General features: G+C 40.2%; 19 protein-coding genes and 2 pseudogenes. 12 read left to right on the top strand and 9 right to left on the bottom strand.

Annotation, left to right across the window (positions count from 1 at the left end; genetic code table 11):
* The 4 genes from H6G40_RS20585 to H6G40_RS20570 form a co-directional block, all read right to left on the bottom strand.
* A partial coding sequence (locus H6G40_RS20585) for an RpnC/YadD family protein (protein WP_190538200.1) occupies positions 1–880 on the bottom strand: 880 nt, incomplete at its 3' end.
* A 176-nt stretch (positions 881–1,056) separates the two neighbouring features.
* Entirely contained in the window at positions 1,057–1,251 is a 195-nt protein-coding gene (locus H6G40_RS20580) for a DUF2949 domain-containing protein (protein WP_061430188.1), read from the bottom strand.
* A gap of 370 nt (positions 1,252–1,621) precedes the next feature.
* Positions 1,622–2,122, bottom strand: a complete 501-nt coding sequence (locus tag H6G40_RS20575) for a DUF192 domain-containing protein (RefSeq protein WP_002731960.1) — start codon at positions 2,120–2,122, stop codon at positions 1,622–1,624.
* 175 nt (positions 2,123–2,297) lie between these two features.
* Complete coding sequence (locus H6G40_RS20570) at positions 2,298–2,447, bottom strand: hypothetical protein (protein WP_002734390.1); 150 nt, start codon at positions 2,445–2,447, stop codon at positions 2,298–2,300.
* Between H6G40_RS20570 and petM the strand changes: the two genes are divergently transcribed.
* The 3 genes from petM to thyD all read left to right on the top strand — a co-directional run bounded on the left by petM (position 2,446) and on the right by thyD (position 4,190).
* Positions 2,446–2,559, top strand: coding sequence for a cytochrome b6-f complex subunit PetM (gene petM, locus H6G40_RS20565; protein ID WP_002731506.1), 114 nt, complete (start codon positions 2,446–2,448; stop codon positions 2,557–2,559). The two genes, H6G40_RS20570 and petM, sit on opposite strands and share 2 nt — an antisense overlap.
* A 104-nt stretch (positions 2,560–2,663) precedes the next feature.
* On the top strand, positions 2,664–3,023 hold the full coding sequence (gene psb28, locus H6G40_RS20560; RefSeq protein ID WP_069475587.1) for a photosystem II reaction center protein Psb28: 360 nt from the start codon (positions 2,664–2,666) through the stop codon (positions 3,021–3,023).
* 219 nt (positions 3,024–3,242) lie between these two features.
* The gene (gene thyD / locus H6G40_RS20555) at positions 3,243–4,190 is read left to right on the top strand and encodes a thylakoid membrane protein ThyD (protein ID WP_190538199.1); all 948 of its coding nucleotides are present in this window, start codon (positions 3,243–3,245) and stop codon (positions 4,188–4,190) included.
* A gap of 36 nt (positions 4,191–4,226) precedes the next feature.
* Here thyD and H6G40_RS20550 read toward each other — a convergent pair whose 3' ends face one another.
* Positions 4,227–4,952 (bottom strand): GUN4 domain-containing protein, encoded by a 726-nt coding sequence (locus tag H6G40_RS20550; protein WP_002733427.1) that lies wholly within the window; start codon positions 4,950–4,952, stop codon positions 4,227–4,229.
* A gap of 629 nt (positions 4,953–5,581) precedes the next feature.
* Here H6G40_RS20550 and H6G40_RS20545 point away from each other — a divergent pair.
* Positions 5,582–6,296 (top strand): annotated as a pseudogene (locus H6G40_RS20545) (IS1 family transposase); the annotation flags it as partial.
* Between the two features lie 219 nt (positions 6,297–6,515).
* Here H6G40_RS20545 and H6G40_RS20540 read toward each other — a convergent pair.
* From H6G40_RS20540 to H6G40_RS20530, 3 genes are all read right to left on the bottom strand, one after another.
* Entirely contained in the window at positions 6,516–7,229 is a 714-nt protein-coding gene (locus H6G40_RS20540) for a ParB N-terminal domain-containing protein (protein ID WP_069475237.1), read from the bottom strand.
* Entirely contained in the window at positions 7,230–8,579 is a 1,350-nt protein-coding gene (locus tag H6G40_RS20535; protein WP_002734620.1) for an AAA family ATPase, read from the bottom strand. It abuts the gene before it with no gap.
* Between the two features lie 240 nt (positions 8,580–8,819).
* Entirely contained in the window at positions 8,820–9,761 is a 942-nt protein-coding gene (locus tag H6G40_RS20530) for a serine hydrolase (protein WP_002733395.1), read from the bottom strand.
* A gap of 110 nt (positions 9,762–9,871) precedes the next feature.
* Here H6G40_RS20530 and H6G40_RS20525 point away from each other — a divergent pair, with 110 nt between their 5' ends.
* The 8 genes from H6G40_RS20525 (at position 9,872) to H6G40_RS20490 (ending at position 15,230) form a co-directional block, all read left to right on the top strand.
* On the top strand, positions 9,872–10,534 hold the full coding sequence (locus H6G40_RS20525) for a 4'-phosphopantetheinyl transferase family protein (protein ID WP_002734199.1): 663 nt from the start codon (positions 9,872–9,874) through the stop codon (positions 10,532–10,534).
* 97 nt (positions 10,535–10,631) lie between these two features.
* Entirely contained in the window at positions 10,632–11,765 is a 1,134-nt protein-coding gene (locus H6G40_RS20520; protein ID WP_002787970.1) for a glycosyltransferase family 4 protein, read from the top strand.
* A gap of 55 nt (positions 11,766–11,820) precedes the next feature.
* Positions 11,821–12,114, top strand: coding sequence for an ATP-dependent Clp protease adapter ClpS (gene clpS / locus H6G40_RS20515; RefSeq protein ID WP_002765336.1), 294 nt, complete (start codon positions 11,821–11,823; stop codon positions 12,112–12,114).
* 2 nt (positions 12,115–12,116) lie between these two features.
* Complete coding sequence (locus tag H6G40_RS20510; protein WP_069475236.1) at positions 12,117–12,401, top strand: DUF2103 domain-containing protein; 285 nt, start codon at positions 12,117–12,119, stop codon at positions 12,399–12,401.
* A gap of 5 nt (positions 12,402–12,406) precedes the next feature.
* Positions 12,407–14,353, top strand: a complete 1,947-nt coding sequence (locus H6G40_RS20505) for a pentapeptide repeat-containing protein (protein WP_069475235.1) — start codon at positions 12,407–12,409, stop codon at positions 14,351–14,353.
* Between the two features lie 243 nt (positions 14,354–14,596).
* Positions 14,597–14,857 carry a hypothetical protein gene (locus H6G40_RS23510; protein ID WP_042790375.1) on the top strand — a complete coding sequence of 87 codons (261 nt, stop codon included), beginning with the start codon at positions 14,597–14,599 and terminating at the stop codon, positions 14,855–14,857.
* Positions 14,854–15,003: a UPF0175 family protein gene (locus H6G40_RS20495; RefSeq protein ID WP_002732105.1), complete on the top strand. Its 150-nt coding sequence runs from the start codon at positions 14,854–14,856 to the stop codon at positions 15,001–15,003. The genes H6G40_RS23510 and H6G40_RS20495 overlap by 4 nt, the downstream gene beginning before the upstream one ends.
* Positions 15,000–15,230, top strand: coding sequence for a PIN domain-containing protein (locus H6G40_RS20490; RefSeq protein WP_002732242.1), 231 nt, complete (start codon positions 15,000–15,002; stop codon positions 15,228–15,230). Before H6G40_RS20495 ends, H6G40_RS20490 begins: the two co-directional genes overlap by 4 nt.
* A gap of 226 nt (positions 15,231–15,456) precedes the next feature.
* Here H6G40_RS20490 and H6G40_RS20485 read toward each other — a convergent pair.
* A pseudogene (locus H6G40_RS20485) lies at positions 15,457–15,948 on the bottom strand (formylglycine-generating enzyme family protein); the annotation flags it as partial.
* Positions 15,949–16,049: the final 101 nt, after the last annotated feature.

The raw sequence follows: 16,049 nt of genomic DNA, 5'->3' as shown, positions 1-16,049 counted from the left end.
CTTGTTCTAAGTCTAAATCCAAAGCTTGAGCGATTTGTTCCACACTTAAACCCAAAGCAAGCAAACGGGGAATAGATTCCAGTTTACCCTCTAGTTTTCCTTGTTCGAGTCCTCGCTCTAGTCCTAGCTCTAGTCCTTGTTCGAGTCCTAGCTCTAGTCCTTGTTCAAGTCCTTGTTCGAGTCCTTCCCGTTTAGTTGCTTCCTTCCATTCCTGATAGGTTTGAGATAAAGTCATAAACACCTCTCTATCCTCAGTTTCTAGGATGTTATTTATTTCCATATTAACCCGCCAACTAATCAATAATTCCAGTACATTTTCCCGGAAAGCATTACCTTGAGGTAATTCTAACAATTCTCGCACCGCTTGGTTTTGCGTTTTTCCCCGTCCTAATAATCTTAACCAAAGAGTCTCAGCAGTCACAGGCAATTGATTAATAGCGATAATTGCCGTGCGATAAAGCGAGGGAAGAAAATACACTCCTTCTGGCCACTCTGGGTCTATTTTTGCCCCAATACTCTCTAACAGAGTCAGACTAGCTGAAGGGGATAAAATCCACAAACGAGGGGCATTCTCTTCATTGTAGCTCTGATTTTCCCGTTTAGCTTGTCTTTGCAGTTCGGCCAAAATCGTCAAAAGTTTCGCTAAACAATTACGAATCTCGCTCCGGTTGGGAGGATTGCGATAGGGTTCAATTAAGACAGTATTAAGGACAATTCTGCCTAATAATCCCAGATAATCGGGGTTGGGTTCGGGATTGGGGGAAAAAAATAAATCTATCTGTCGGGTTTCGTCGCTGACTTCTTTGCTGATTTCGACGATTCCCAGGGGAGAAAGTAATTGTTCAAGGTAGTTTTTGGCAAATTGGTCATGGGGTTTCATGGACTGAGCAGTTAATCGATAATTCTCAATTGTATAGTTATTAAAAAAGTGGGTTTAAATAACCCACTTCTCAAGTGATGATTGGTAGTTTTTGGGATCGTAATTTTCAGACTGTGCCAGAAACTATGAGGATCCATGGCAATTATTCTCCTTGTCAATAGTGAGCAATTGTAAGATTAGACTACATCTTCGAGAAAATCATAAATTTTGTCTAATTGTTCCAAGGTCACTAAACCGTACTGCCAGAGAATCATCGGTAAATGAATTTTATCAGATTGGATCGAGCGCTCGGCCATAGCGATCGATTCTTGGGGAAGGGACAATTCCTCTTGCAGAAATCGTCGGAATTGGGAATAGGCAATCGTGGACATAGGGGGATTTTTTTCCTCAATAGTTATAGTATATCTCGTGATTTTAACAAAACACTACCTGAGCGGTTTCAAGGACAGTTAGTCTTGCGACCGTTTTTTCTGTATCTAAGCTATCTCGATGATAGAGAGTGCTTTCACAAAAATCGCTGGCTCTCTTAAGATAGTCCCGTTAGATCGAGCAGAATTTTGTCTCTGTTTAATCCATAGCAAGGGTAAAGATTATTCAATCTATGACTTGATAGACTATAAAAATCCTAATCGATATGGTTATATCTTAAACAGTATAAGTGCGTAATAGCTTCTAAAAGCCATACTTATATTTCCAGACAAGGGACACTTTTTATAAGAAAGTTAACCCCATTTTCAAAAATTAAGGTCTTGAGATAGACTCAATCTTAATTTTATCTCCTTCTTTCACTCCTAATTCTTTCGCTCGACCCCCAGCTAGTTCGATCACTTGATTAACCATGGTGTTTGGACCATAGACAGGACAAGGATGCACCGCACAAGGGGGGACATTGAGCAAAACTGCTTTTACTATACCATCTTTTAGAAAAATCATGTCTAGAGGAATCGAGACATTTTTCATCCAAAACCGGGCCATCAGAGGTTGTGCAAAGGGAAATAGCATACCGCGATTTTTCTGCAAAGATGAGCGATACATTAAACCCTTGGCCTGTTGTTCCTGGGTTTGAGCCACTTCTAACTCAATCATCTCACCATTAATATCTGCTTTGGCCGTGATCGGTAATATTTGCCCTTGATTCTCAGTCGTAATCTGAGCCATTGAACTATTATTACCATTGAGATTAGTCGATTGACAACTCAGCAGCAACAAACCTAAAAATAATATTAACTTGATCTTGAGCATAAATGATTTTTTACCAGTTATCACCAATAGTTATCAATACTTAATTTTCCTAGTATAAGTGGAGAATTAAGCAGATAAGACACTAACACAAAGTGGTGACGGCAAATATAAAGATAGTATTAAAAATATCTAGCATGGGGGTGAGCATCCTTCCTTGAGGAGAGGGGCAGGATTGCTAGAACGTATATACTAGGAAAATTCTCAAAGTTATTGGCCGATTTTCCCCTTCAATTTTGCCCCAGTCTGGCAGCAGTCGATCGCCTTCGTAGGTTAAAATACCATTGATCTGTTGATCGATTATTGTAGGCTCAGGAGCAATCACCATGACCGCAGAAAGTATGTTATTTAATGGGCCGATCGTGGCGATCGTTCTCGTCCTCGTCGGATTAGCTTGGGGTTTTCTCCTCCTCAAAATCCAAGGTGGAGAAGCGGAATAGCTTGTTTTTCGGTTCATGGTTACTTTATTAGTAACCATGAACTACTTTTTCCCTTCAAAAGTAATTAAGAGAAAATCAATAACTAAAATTTTATACCCACACCTATGACCACTCCCACGATCGAGTTTTTTGTCGGTTTATCAGAAGAATTAAGCGGTGTTAGTCTCCGCAAAAATAAAAATACCGGGATTCGCAATGTCCTGATGACTTTTAAAACCCTGAAAGCGATCGAACGTTTCCAAAGTTTCACCACCCGTACCTACGGCGATCTCCGTCTCACCGATGAGGAAGGAGTGATTATAGTTATTCCCAACTCGACTAAGTTTATTTTTGGAGGAGATGAAGGAGATGAAATTCAACGGGTAGAATGTGGTTTTGAAATCACCGATGAACACTGGGAGCGTTTTATGCGCTTTATGAATCGTTATGCGGCAGCCAACGGTATGGGGTATCAGGATAAGTGAGAAGTGGGGTGATGGGGTGTGGGGTGTAGGGTGTGGGGAGAACAAATAAAAATAATCTCCTGACTACCGACTTGAAAGAGGGTGTAGGGTGTGGGGTGTGGGGTGTAGGGAAAGAAACATCTTTCATCTGTGGGGGTGAAAATTTTTTCATCGGGACTGACTCCTGAACTCTGATAGCCAAAAACCAGCTAAAATAAGGATAAATTTAGTCAAGAAACCATGAAAATAGCGATTACTGGGGCGACGGGATTTGTGGGGAGTCGATTGGTGGTCAAACTCCTTGATCGCAGCGATGATATTCTAATTTTGACGCGCAATCCCGATAAAGCCCGAAGAATTTACCCAAAGTCAATCTATCCTAAGATAGAGATTATTCCCTATATCGCCACAGAATCGGGGGATTGGCAAAAAGAGATTTGCGGATGTGACGCGGTGATTAATCTAGCGGGAGAACCGATTTCGGAACGCTGGACCGGTGAAGCAAAACGAGCAATCGTCGCTAGTCGGGAAATCGGCACCGAGAAAATTGTCGATGCGATCTCGCGTAGCGAGCGCGTTGCGACCGCACTTGCTGCCCAGAAACCGAAAGTTTTAATTAACTCATCGGCGATCGGTTACTATGGAACCAGTGAAACCGCTAGTTTTGACGAAAATAGCCCTCCCGGTGGCGATTTTCTGGCGGATGTCTGTAAAAAGTGGGAAACAGCCGCCCAAAAAGTTAAAGATTACGGCACTCGTTTAGTCATTCTTCGCACGGGTATTGTTTTAGGCAATGGGGGTGCTTTAGGGAAAATGATCCCACCCTTCAAACTATTTGCCGGCGGACCGATTGGCAGCGGTCGTCAGTGGTTTTCTTGGATTCATCGGGATGATTTAATTAATTTAATTATCTATTGTCTCGATCGCCCAGAAATTAACGGTACTTTCAACGCTACTGCACCCAATCCCGTCCGGATGAAAGAATTCTGTCAGATATTAGGGGAAGTAATGAATCGTCCTTCTTGGTTGCCAGTGCCAGATTTTGCCCTCGAAATTCTCTTGGGAGAAGGGGCAAAAATCGTCTTAGAAGGTCAAGAAGTGCTGCCAAAAGCCACCCAAGCGATCGGTTTTGACTATCGTTATCCTAATCTAGAAGCGGCCTTACAAGAAATCGTCCCGAAAATGTAGAAAGCTGATACAATAGCCGGACCCAGTGTTCTCAATCTATTTTTCACTCCAGACGGGATGGGAGAATAAAGAGGCAGCCACTCTCACCCCGCGCAGTTGATTTAACAGGGGTAAATGACCCACGGGAGCGCTTAAATCCCAGATAAATTCTTGGGGGTATTTTGTCCAATTATTGCCATTTTTCCAGCCAATTTTCGGCCAAAGTTTCGGGAAATCTTGACCGACACCGATCCATAATTTGCGCTGCACCGACCAACCGAATTTTCCTTCCGAATGAACTAACCAAAGATTATCAATAGTCTGAATATCTACACCGGGGAAAGCTTCCACTTCCGTAAAATAGACCCATTTCCTCTGTATTGCCCCTTCTCCTGCTAATTCACAGAGTTTTTGACGGGTGAGACTATCGGCAGTTTGAAAATCCTGTTTAGCCAATAATTCCTGTAAAAGTCGATAATCGATACCTTTAGCACTGTCTAGGGGAACAATACCCGTGGGGAAATAATTAGCTAAAAATTCCTTGCTCTGAGTGCTATTATCTTGGTATAGCAATTGATAGGCCTTACCTGTCACCAGATTAACGGGAGTGGGACGCCAGGCTAATAAAAAATCTCTCAACACAGTTAGGCCACCTTCTCCGGCCTCGGCTAATTGTGTCAGGATTTGTAATTGATTTTTCGGCGACTCGGTGGCTAATTGACTCATCTTACGGGTAATATCCTCGCTTTGTTCTTCTACTAACACGCCATTCTGGTCAGTCATATCATCACTTTTAAGACCACTCCTTCAATACTATTACCACTATTTCGGGGTGGCTGCTCGATTTTTTCCTGACAAAACAGGGATTTTTAGCACCGACATTCCGCACCTCTTCATATACTTTTACATATCTTTACATTTCCCAAGATATTTTGACGAAAAACCTTCATTGTAGAAACTACTATTGAGAACATTTTCAATAATTGATTTTTTCTGAGAAAAAAATTTATAATTCTTCACCCTGACAAAAATCCTTCATTGTGGCTATAATCCTTACTGGCAAAGAGTTGTAAGCAATATAACTGAACTTTCCCCATACATATATACTATAATAGCCGAAAACCCTTATCCATCAATGGATACGCCCCTTAACTTTTCTTAATGTACCCATGTAATTTGTAACATTTCTTAATGGACAAGAATTCTCTCCATTTACTAAAATGGGTAATGATTCGGTAGTAGTGGCGTAGCTCTCTTGCTTACCTGGTATGAATTGTGTAAAATATTTATTAATAAAAATAATTGGAACCCGATCAGTCTTTAAACCTCTAGCTTGATCATGACTTTTCTGATAAATATCTTTTTCTGGCTCCTGTCTGGCTTACTCAAATATCAGTCTAGCACCGAACAAAATCCCCCCTTCACCTCTATTCCCCTGTCCTAATTGTGGTTCTCACCATACTATCAAGAATGGTTCTATTCATAATGGAAAACCCAAACGTCAATGTAAAGAATGTGGTCGTCAGTTTGTGATCAATCCCACTAATAAAACCGTCTCTGACGAAACCAAACAATTAATTGATAAACTCTTGCTCGAACGAATTTCCTTACGAGGAATTGCTAGAGTAACAGGGGTAAGTTGGTCATGGTTACAAAATTATGTCAACAATAAACTGGCGACTATCCCCCGTCAAATAAAGGTTTCGGACAAACCAAAAGGTAAATTAGTTATAGAATGTGATGAGATGTGGTCTTTTGTTTTTTCTAAAACAATCAAGGTGTATATTTGGCGGCTAATTGATAGAAATACAAGAGAAATTATTGGTTGCTATGCGCGGAGATAGGAGTCGTCAATCAGCCAAAAAACTTTGGGGCTAGTTTACCAGGTGTTTACCGACAATGCGCGGTTGCTTACACAGACTTTTGGGAGTCCTATAAGACAGTAATTCCTAGTAAACGTCATCAACCAGTCGGAAAAGAAACTGATCAAACTAATCCTATTGAAAGATTAAATAATACCTTTCGACAAAGGATTTCTCGGCTGGTGAGAGAGAGTCTATCTTTCTCTAAAAAAATGGAGAATCACGTTGGGGAACCCTTTGGTATTTTATCCATGACTACAATGCACAGCAAAGCAAAGGATTAAGCCACCATCACTACTACCGAATCACCACCGGAATTGTTAAAAAAGCAGCTATTACTGGGGTAGTTGTCATAAGTTTTCTCTTTTCACCCGTCTTCTGGTTAATCTTTGTCCGCTATCGGATCAGAATTTTTTCCTGATCTTCCATTATTATAACATCCATCGGTAGGGTGTGTTAAAGTAGCTCAACACACCCACAAAAATCAATTAGAAGTCAGCAAATAATCGACAAGCTTAATTAATCTTTTCTCTTTAACTCCTGAGACTGGGCGATTTAGGATATCTTCCAAAGAATCAAAGGGCTTTTCTGAACGTTTTTTCAGAAAGTCATTAACAGATGCAGGTGGGATTCTCGCTTTGTTAAGTTGATTAGCGTCACAGGTATTCAAAAGCTCTAAAATCGACTTAGAAGGATGAGAAGGATGAGAAGGATGAGAAGGATGAGAAGGAGGAGAAATAATAATTTTTTCTTCCAGTCTTTTGATTTCTTTTTGGTACTCCTCTCGGATTGCTTGTAACTGGGTTTCTAATCGTTTTTCAAGATTACTCATCCTCAATTCTAGAGGATTATCTATTTTTTCGGGCCTGGTAATTAACCCAGGAGAAGAGGATAATAACTTCATTTGCTGTAAAGCGATACTCTCCGCTTCTTTATCAACTACAAAAGCGTTAATCATCTCGATGTCAGGAACTTTCTGATTGGCGATAACAGAAGCATAATATTCTAAATCTCCACTGATAATATCATAACGTTCATCAACTTTTTTATTATCAGCTTTTTTGAGAATAGCAGGGCGAATAATTCCACCCATTTCAATAATAAGATTGGCTAAATTCTCTAATTCAGTTTCGGAAAAGGTTTCTCTGGGAAGGGAAGGATTAATATCAGTAATATCGACTCGTAAAAATTTCCACATTTATTTAACTCCTATTTTAGCTAAAACTTCAATTGCTAAGGCTTCAAATTCTGCTGCTGATACTCCCGCATCAGCTTGATGTTCGGCATAATCGATTATAGATTGGGGGGCAGGAATTTCTAAATCTCCCACGGTAACGTATTGATTTATACAGCGAGATAAAGGCATTCTTTCCGAGATAGTCGATTCCATCAAAGGTAAATTATATTTGTCTGGAATCACTTGTTTTTGTTTGGGAAAATTATATTTTAAGTATTGAGCATGGGTGGAAATTTTGGAAGGTAAAACGCCTAAAATTTGTAGGGTTGGTTTACCCAAATCTCCACGACTTTCATTGATTTCCTCTTGAACAAAGTTTTTAACGCTATCTAATCCTTGATTAGAAAATGGTTTAAGATCAGAAGGGATTATCAGATAGTCAGCTGCAATTAAAGCAATGCGTGCATATAAATCAAGTGCGGGAGGTGCATCAATAATTACAATATCGTATTGATTATTTACTTTCTCTAATTTTCTTGCCAATCTAGCAAATACCGCCGCATTATCTTTAATTTTTGCTTGGTTAGCAATTAAAGATATGTGAGAGGGAATAACATCAATTTCTGGATGATTGAATCCTTGAGACTTTCTGACAATATTCTCAATAAAAATGCGGTTACTGTTATCTAGTAAATGAAAGACATTTTTATCTTTTAAATCATCGTCATCATCGAATTGAAACTTAATTAAACCAACGGCAAAGGTACTATTAGCTTGAGCATCAATATCAATTAATAATACTCGCTTGCCTTTTTTACTCAAAGCTGCCGCTAGATTGGTAGCGACGGTGGTTTTGCCAACACCACCTTTATGATGATAAATTGCGATGGTTTTCATGGGGTTTCTGTGGTTGATTGTTGGAGAATTGAGCGGTGGAATACCTAAAGATAAGGTTTCGTAACCAATCAGAGATTTTAACTGTTCTAAGTGAGAGGCAATTTCTAACCCAGAACATCTAAAAACTAAATAAATTTTATCGGGTTTTCTTCGATAAAGTTGAATCTCATCACCATTGGTTAATAATCCCCACTGCACTTTAAAATAGTTGAGATAATAACCTAAGCGGTGACGATGATTGATGAGCTTTTCTCTGGGGTTTTTAGCCTCGATAATTAGACAGTGAGAGGATAAAAACTGCCTTTTATTGATAGGTTTTTGAGCGGAAACAAGGAAATCTAAGCGGACTTTACCGAAGCTAACTTGTTGATACCAATGTTCGGCATTGTAGCCTAGTTTTGGGAGTAAATACTGGACAATTAGTTTACTCTCCACTTCCCTTTCGTTATGACAATGATGAGGATTAAAAGTCACACATTTGAGGAAATACTTAAGAACAACTTATTGTTAGTTTAAATGATGACAGTCCTTCTCGTCAAGGTGAAGCACAGACTAAACTTAATCGAGTATTTCAGCTGCAAAAACAAACCCCATCTATCCCAGAAAAGCTACATATTGAGATGCACATCAGTCAATTTACGGGTTCATGACAGTAGGATGTTTATCTAGCACTTTTGACAATGACAGAGAAAATCATCCTACCCACAGCTTCAATTAATTGAACTGCATAATTTTCTCGGCTACCTTCTGGGAAATAAAAGGTAAAATTGAGCGATTTTGACTGTTATCTTTTCCCTCGGTAAATACTACCAATAGATAGGGAGTATGATGGGGAATTTCAATATAGGCTGCATCGTGACGCACTTGACTTGTCCAACCAGCTTTTGACCAAATTTGACTATTTTCTGGTAATCCTTGTCCCAGAAATCCTAAGATTTGTGTATCATCTCCTTGACTTGTCCAATCAGCAGGATTAAGACTACGTTTTAGTAAAGACATCATCATTTGGGAACGTTGGGAAGAAACAGCAATCCCCCCGACAATAGTATGAATTAAACGCGCCACTGCATTGCTAGTCAACATATTGCGATTCTCCATTAATTCCCCTAAAAAAGCGCGTTCACGTCCATAGGGACCATCAGACCAAGTTTTTTGATTAACGTTAATTGTCGCTAATTCTGGCCAATTTAGGGATTGAAAATAACGATTAACTATGTTGCGTTGTTGCTTCCAAGTTTCAAAGGGACCGGCGGCAATTTCTGGACCGCTAGTGGTTCCCGTAACCAGATCTACAACTAAACTGGTAGCATCATTACTAGAGTCAACAATCATGTCACGAATGGCGCGATTTAATTCGCTGCTTTCGGCAATCATTCCCCCCTCTAACCACTCATGAATTGCTACTAGATAAAACAATTTCACTAAACTAGCGGGATAGGTTCTTTCTTGTCCGCGATAACTAAATCCGCGGGGGGAATATTTCCAGAATTCTTCGTGAGAAATTGCTCCCCCCGTGTTGACGATAACAGGAGGATCATATACTATCCAAGTTAGGGCAATTTGTTCTTGAGCTAATTGGGGAAATTCTCGCCAAGTTGTTTCTAAAATATCTGTACCGAACTGTTGGAGATGGTCTTCAGTATGAAAAAAGTTCATAGGTGTGCTGCAAAGTCAAGAGTTAGAAGGTGGATAAATTCTTGAGTCGGCAATTCTCATTTTACGGTAAAATTTACCGATAATTAATTATTTGATCGCTTCTGAGTTTAATGTTTATATCTACCGATGAGGTTCATCTCTATTTTATCAGTCTCGATCCCTCTGGGGATAGACGAGAAAAACTGGCTTCTTTGCTCTCGGAAGATGAAATAATTAGAGCTAATCGTTACCATTTTCCCCAACACAAGCGGCGTTTTTTGGTGGCTAGGGGATGTTTACGGGAGATTTTAGGGTCATATTTGGCCATAAGTCCCGAAAAAATCGAGTTTATCTACAGTGAACGGGGAAAACCGAGTATTAAATACCAATTACAGTTTAATCTCTCCCATTCCGAGGAGATGGCAATCTGTGGCTTGACTTTAACCGCTCGCATTGGGGTAGATTTAGAGAAAATGCGCCAGATGAAAGATTTAGATAGCTTGACAAAAAGGTTTTTTTGTGCTAGGGAACATGAGCTTGTTGAAAAGTCCGCAGAGAAGGAAAAGCTATTTTTTCAGTTATGGACGGCAAAAGAGGCTTATTTAAAGGCACTGGGAACCGGAATTAGCGGAGGACTCGATCAAGTGGAAGTGGGCCTTAATCCCTTAAAATTAGACAATGTGGCGGGGGAATGGCAATTATGGACTGCAGCAATCGGCGATAATTATCGAGCGACGGTGGTTATCGAAGGTAGCGATCGAGTGATTAAAACCTTTGGCCTTTCTGATCTATGATTAATTGGGGAGTTAATTGCCTTGAGAAATTCAGTAATTATTCCTAGCTATCTCAAAAAAAGCTTGCCCTTAATTATTACTTAACCTTGTTTTCTCTATGCGAATTGCTCTTTTTACAGAAACTTTCTTACCGAAAATCGATGGCATTGTCACCCGTCTTAAACATACCGTGGAACACCTACAAAGATTAGGTCATCAGGTATTAGTTTTCTCTCCCGATGGCGGTTTAAAAGAGTACAAAGGTGCTAAAATTCATGGAGTTACAGGGATTCCCTTACCCCTATATCCGGAATTAAAAATGGCTTTCCCCCGGCCTTCCGTCGGTCAAGCTTTAGAGAGGTTTAAACCTGATATTATTCATGTGGTTAACCCGGCTGTTTTAGGGGTGGGAGGCATTTATTTTGCCAAAACTATGAACATTCCCCTCGTCGCTTCCTATCATACCCATCTCCCCCAATACCTACAACACTATGGATTAGGTTCCCTAGAAGGATTACTCTGGGAATTATTAAAATTGGCCCACAATCAAGCAAGTTTAAATCTCTGCACTTCCACTGCTATGGTGCAAGAATTATCTAGTCGTGGCATTGAAAAGGTCGAGCTTTGGCAAAGGGGAGTCGATACGGAATTATTTCAACCTCATTTAAAATCCCCGGCTATGAGACTGAAATTATCCCAAAATAACCCCGATAGTCCTCTCTTATTATACGTCGGTCGAGTGTCGGCCGAAAAAGAAATTGATCGCATTAAACCAGTATTAGAAGCGATTCCCGAAGCAAGATTTGCCATTGTGGGAGATGGTCCCCATCGGGAAGCTTTAACAAGTCATTTTGCCGACACAAATACCCATTTTGTCGGTTATTTACAGGGGTTAGAATTAGCCTCCGCTTTTGCTTCCGCAGATGCTTTTCTTTTTCCCTCACGCACAGAAACCCTCGGTTTGGTACTTTTAGAATCCATGGCTGCCGGTTGTCCGGTGGTGGCAGCAAATTCGGGGGGAATTCCCGATATTGTCACCGATGGAGTTAATGGTCATCTCTTCGATCCTAGGGATGAAAAAGGTTTAATTAGTGCCACCCAAAGATTACTAACCGCCAAGGCAGAAAGAGAGGAATTACGACGAAATGCGCGTCTAGAAGCCGAAAAATGGGCATGGCAAGCGGCCACCAAACAGTTATTAAATTACTATCACCAAGTTTTGCATAATAATTCTGTGGCTTTTGCCGCTTAATTGTTGTCAAAATGCTCGAATTTAACCGCAAAAACCTTGACCTATTGTAACTTTTATGGCCAGCGCACCCAGTACCACCTTAGATAAGTCCACCCAAGTTGTCAAAAAGACTTATCCCAACTATAAAGTTATTGTTCTCAACGATGACTTTAACACCTTCGATCATGTGGCCAATTGTTTAATTAAATATATCCCGGATATGACCACCGATCGAGCTTGGGAATTAACTAATCAAGTTCACTACCAAGGACAAGCAATTGTCTGGACAGGTCCCCAAGAACAAGCGGAACTTTATCACCAACAATTGCGACGGGAAGGATTAACCATGGCTCCCCTAGAGGCCGCATAATTATGAATAATGGTCGCTTAGTTTGGAATCATTCTACTCATATTCCGGGGTTGATTGCGGTATTAGAAAAGTTAATTACTTATAAAGGAATCACCACTGTCACCCCGGGGGTACTTTCTCGCTCAAAAGGTCATTGTCCGCGGTTACAATTGCGGATATCAGTGCCGATTCGTGGTGGTTTTAAGCTGATTGCGAGGACAGGAAAAAGTGTTCAGGAGGTCTTTGTTATCACCGATTTAAACCAAGAGGACTTAGAAATGGCTATCCAAGCTTGTTTAGGGAAATAACTGTCGTGGGTGCGTTGTTAAAAGGCTGCTGGTTACTAATCATTGTTTTTCTGTTTTTCGGTTTACATTCTCTCCCTAGTTTGGCAGTAATGGATAGAGTTCCTTTAACAGTAACTTTATTGCAGGAACGTTTAAGCGCACCCGTCCTTAAAGAAGGGATGACTACTATCGATTTAGCCAATTTAGTTATCGATATCCGCGATGAAAATAAGGAACTGCAAGAACAATTTTATCAACAGATTCAAGGTCAAATTAATCGCGCTAAACAACCCCTAGGTTTAGATTTTAGTAATTCCTTAATTCAAGGCAATTTTATCGCTTCCCGTCTGGGTTTACCTACTCCTTTAACAAAAGTAGCTCTCGCTACCCTATTATCACCCACGGAAGAACAGTTATTACAACAGGACGAAAATTTTTTATTCGATAGCGATGAACCGGTTTTTAATGTCACAGTATTTCGCGGACCTGTGAAGTTGCAGGGAACCGTATTTATGGGAGAAGTGGACTTTTCTAAGACTTTTTTTCTGCAAATTGTCGAAGCAATGGCAGCAAAATTTAGTCGTGAAAGTAATTGGGTAGAATCGCGTTTTGCTAGGGTGGCAAAATTTACAAAAGCTAATTTTATGGGAGATGTAAATTTTAGTCAAAGTCAATTTTTAAATAAAGCCATCTTTCGCAGCGCACATTTTAAAAGTATTACTAACTTCCATGGCAGTCATTTTACTGCCGAAGCTTATTTTGATCAAACCAAATACGATAAACCCGCAGATTTTACCCGTACTTTCTGGCAAAAAGAAGCTAATTTTTCCCAAAGTCAATGGCGAGATCGTCCGCTATTTTCTAAGAGTAGATTTTTAAGTTTATTAACCTTTAGAAATGCCACTTTTGAAAAATCAGGCGCTTTCCGGTCTAGTTATTTTAATGGTGTGGTTAGTTTTCAAGATGTGAAACTTTTAGATCAGGTAGATTTTAGTAATTCCACTTTTACTAAAAATAGTTATTTAAGTGTATCAGGATTAGCTTTTGATTCCGATAAAGCGAAAATACTGGGAGATAGAGGAGTAATTGGTCAAGCAATTTATTTACCAAACCTAGCAGGAAATGAGACAGTTTTAAGAAATTTAGTTCGTAATTTTCGCTCCCTAGAACAAATTGCCGATGCTAATCAAATTGAATACAAAACCGAAAAATTGCGATTACAACAGTTAAAACAAAAACTAAATAATATCTCAGTTATTCGCCTAATTAACCTCACTTGGGTAGCTGATTTTCTGCATACTTCTTTCCTTACTTTACTATTACTTTTAAGTCAAGATGGTACAAATTTTAGTTTAGTTTTCGGTACAGGAATCATAATTTTTGCCTATTTTGGCTGTTTATTTTGGTTAATTGATCGCGTGCGTCGTCTCACTCCTAAACCAGTAATTCCTAATCGTTATGAAATCTTTTGTATGGTAACTAGCTATATTATTCTCACCCTTTCTGGTGTGTTTAATATCCTGCAATCTGCCAGTTGTCCCCTACTAACTTTAACAGCTATTGCCCTAATTCTTGTCCCCTTACCCCTAATTTTAATTATCGAACTTTATCGTCGGGGACGCTATCACGATTTAATGGATAGTTCCTATTTTCTGCAAGATGGCAGTATGCGACAATTACGCTTATTAATCACCCGTTTACCCGTGGTTCCCGAATTTCCCCTCTTTCGCGATCGTTATACTCCTATTTCTTGGCAAAAGCGTTGGAATTGGTTAAATTATTACGATTTAAGTCTCAATAATTTGCTAAAATTAGGCTTTAATGATTGGCGAGTTCGCGATCAAGAATTACCCGCTATCATTTCTTTTTTAGTTTGGTATCAATGGGGTATCGGCATCTTTTATATCACTCTCCTTATCTGGACTCTCTCGCGCACAATTCCGGGGTTAAATCTCTTGATTTATTTAAAATAAACTGTAAAAATCAAAGAGGGCGAATGCAATTCGCCCCTACAATCCTATTATTACACCAATGGTAGGGGCGCATCGTGGTCAGTGAGTTTATCGAACTGCGGGCGCCCAAAATGTCCTATAGATATTTCGACCAAATTGAGATGCACCCAAATTATCCCTATTCTTCTTCCTTCCACACAAAAACTGGAAGAGCCATCTATTTCACCTATGATAAAACTAACTGGTAGCGACTCCGATAATTTTATGAAAATCACTGTTGATATTCCCGACGAAATCGCCCAGAGATTAGGTCAAACAGGCGATAATTTGGCTCATAAACTGCTGGAAATGGTTATTGCTGATGCTTACCGTGCCAGTATCTGGCTCTTCTCGACTTTGTGTGATAATTTTTGCTTATGGAATCGTGAAATGTTGACGGAGAAAGACTTTTACGACTATTTTGCCGAAGAAACTATCAGTATAGGCTTCGTTTCCACACAGAAACCAGAAGAGCCAGTATCTTGAGTACGGCCGAAGTTGGACGCATCCTTCAATTACCTTCTCGGTTAGAAACTCATGCCTTTTTAAAGCGGATGGGAGTCTATCTGAATTATGATGAAACTGAACTAGAACGCGATTTGCAAACTCTCAAACAACTCAGAGCGAAATGATAGTTGTTTCTGACACTTCTCCGATTTGCTACCTGCTCTTAATTGACCAAATTATGATCCTACAAGAACTGTATGAGCTTGTGGTCATTCCTGAAGCTGTAGCTGATGAATTAAAGGCCTCAGAATCTCCATCTATCGTTCGCAATTGGATTGCTAACCCCTTGATAATGTACCTTTTGGGCGAACGCAGTTCACCCCTACATTGTGGACAAAATCCGTTACTGTAGGGGCGCAAAGCTTGCGCCCTCTGATCGATTGGGATATTATTCCCACGCAAGTCCCTAAGGGGGGATCGAACCTAAAATCCATTTTTAATTTAATTATAACCAGCTACTTATCCACCCCCAAACCCCAGGTAATTGACCCCCTAAACTAATACACTTGTACTATAGCCTGCCTAAAAAAATTCCAGAAAAGGGAATGAGGGTAAAAAGGAAAAAAAAGAGAAAAGGGTTACAGAGTCCTCCCAGCACCGCACACCACCCGAAAACCGTCGTAGAGGTTGCTGTAGTCGCGGCGGTTGTAGCTGCTGCGGAAAGCGGAACGGCAGCCATCTGGAAGGCTGAACCAAGAACCGCCCCGCAATACACATTTTCGGTCATCTGTCAATAGTTTATTTATACTATTTAATGAGTTTTGATAACGATTATCAATATTTTTTTCGTCCCAAACGCTCCCGTCTGTGGGCGGTGCGCCTTGATAATCACTGTGCCACGGATCTAAACACCACTCCCAAACATTCCCGTGCATATCGTACAGCCCAAAGGCGTTGGGGGGATAGGAGCGGACGGGAGTGGTTTTCTTTGGGGATTTTTTCGCCTTTTCTTGTTGATAGACCGTTGAACTAACGTAATTCGCCAGTTCTCCCGTGATCGTCTCGCCAAAGTGGAAGGGAGTGGTTGTTCCCGCTCTACAAGCGTATTCCCACTCGGCCTCGCTTGGTAAGGGACTTCCAAAAAATAAACTATTCATTCTCAAGAATAATAATCATTCTCGGAGTGTGGGAGGTAGGGATCGATGGTTGCCCCCTCCTTCCAATTTTGTAG

Source organism: Microcystis viridis FACHB-1342 (assembly GCF_014698335.1).
In the GTDB taxonomy this organism is placed as follows: Bacteria; Cyanobacteriota; Cyanobacteriia; order Cyanobacteriales; family Microcystaceae; genus Microcystis; species Microcystis ichthyoblabe_A.
Note: the sequence above shows the minus strand (reverse complement) of the source record. Positions and strands in the feature narration are given on the sequence as shown.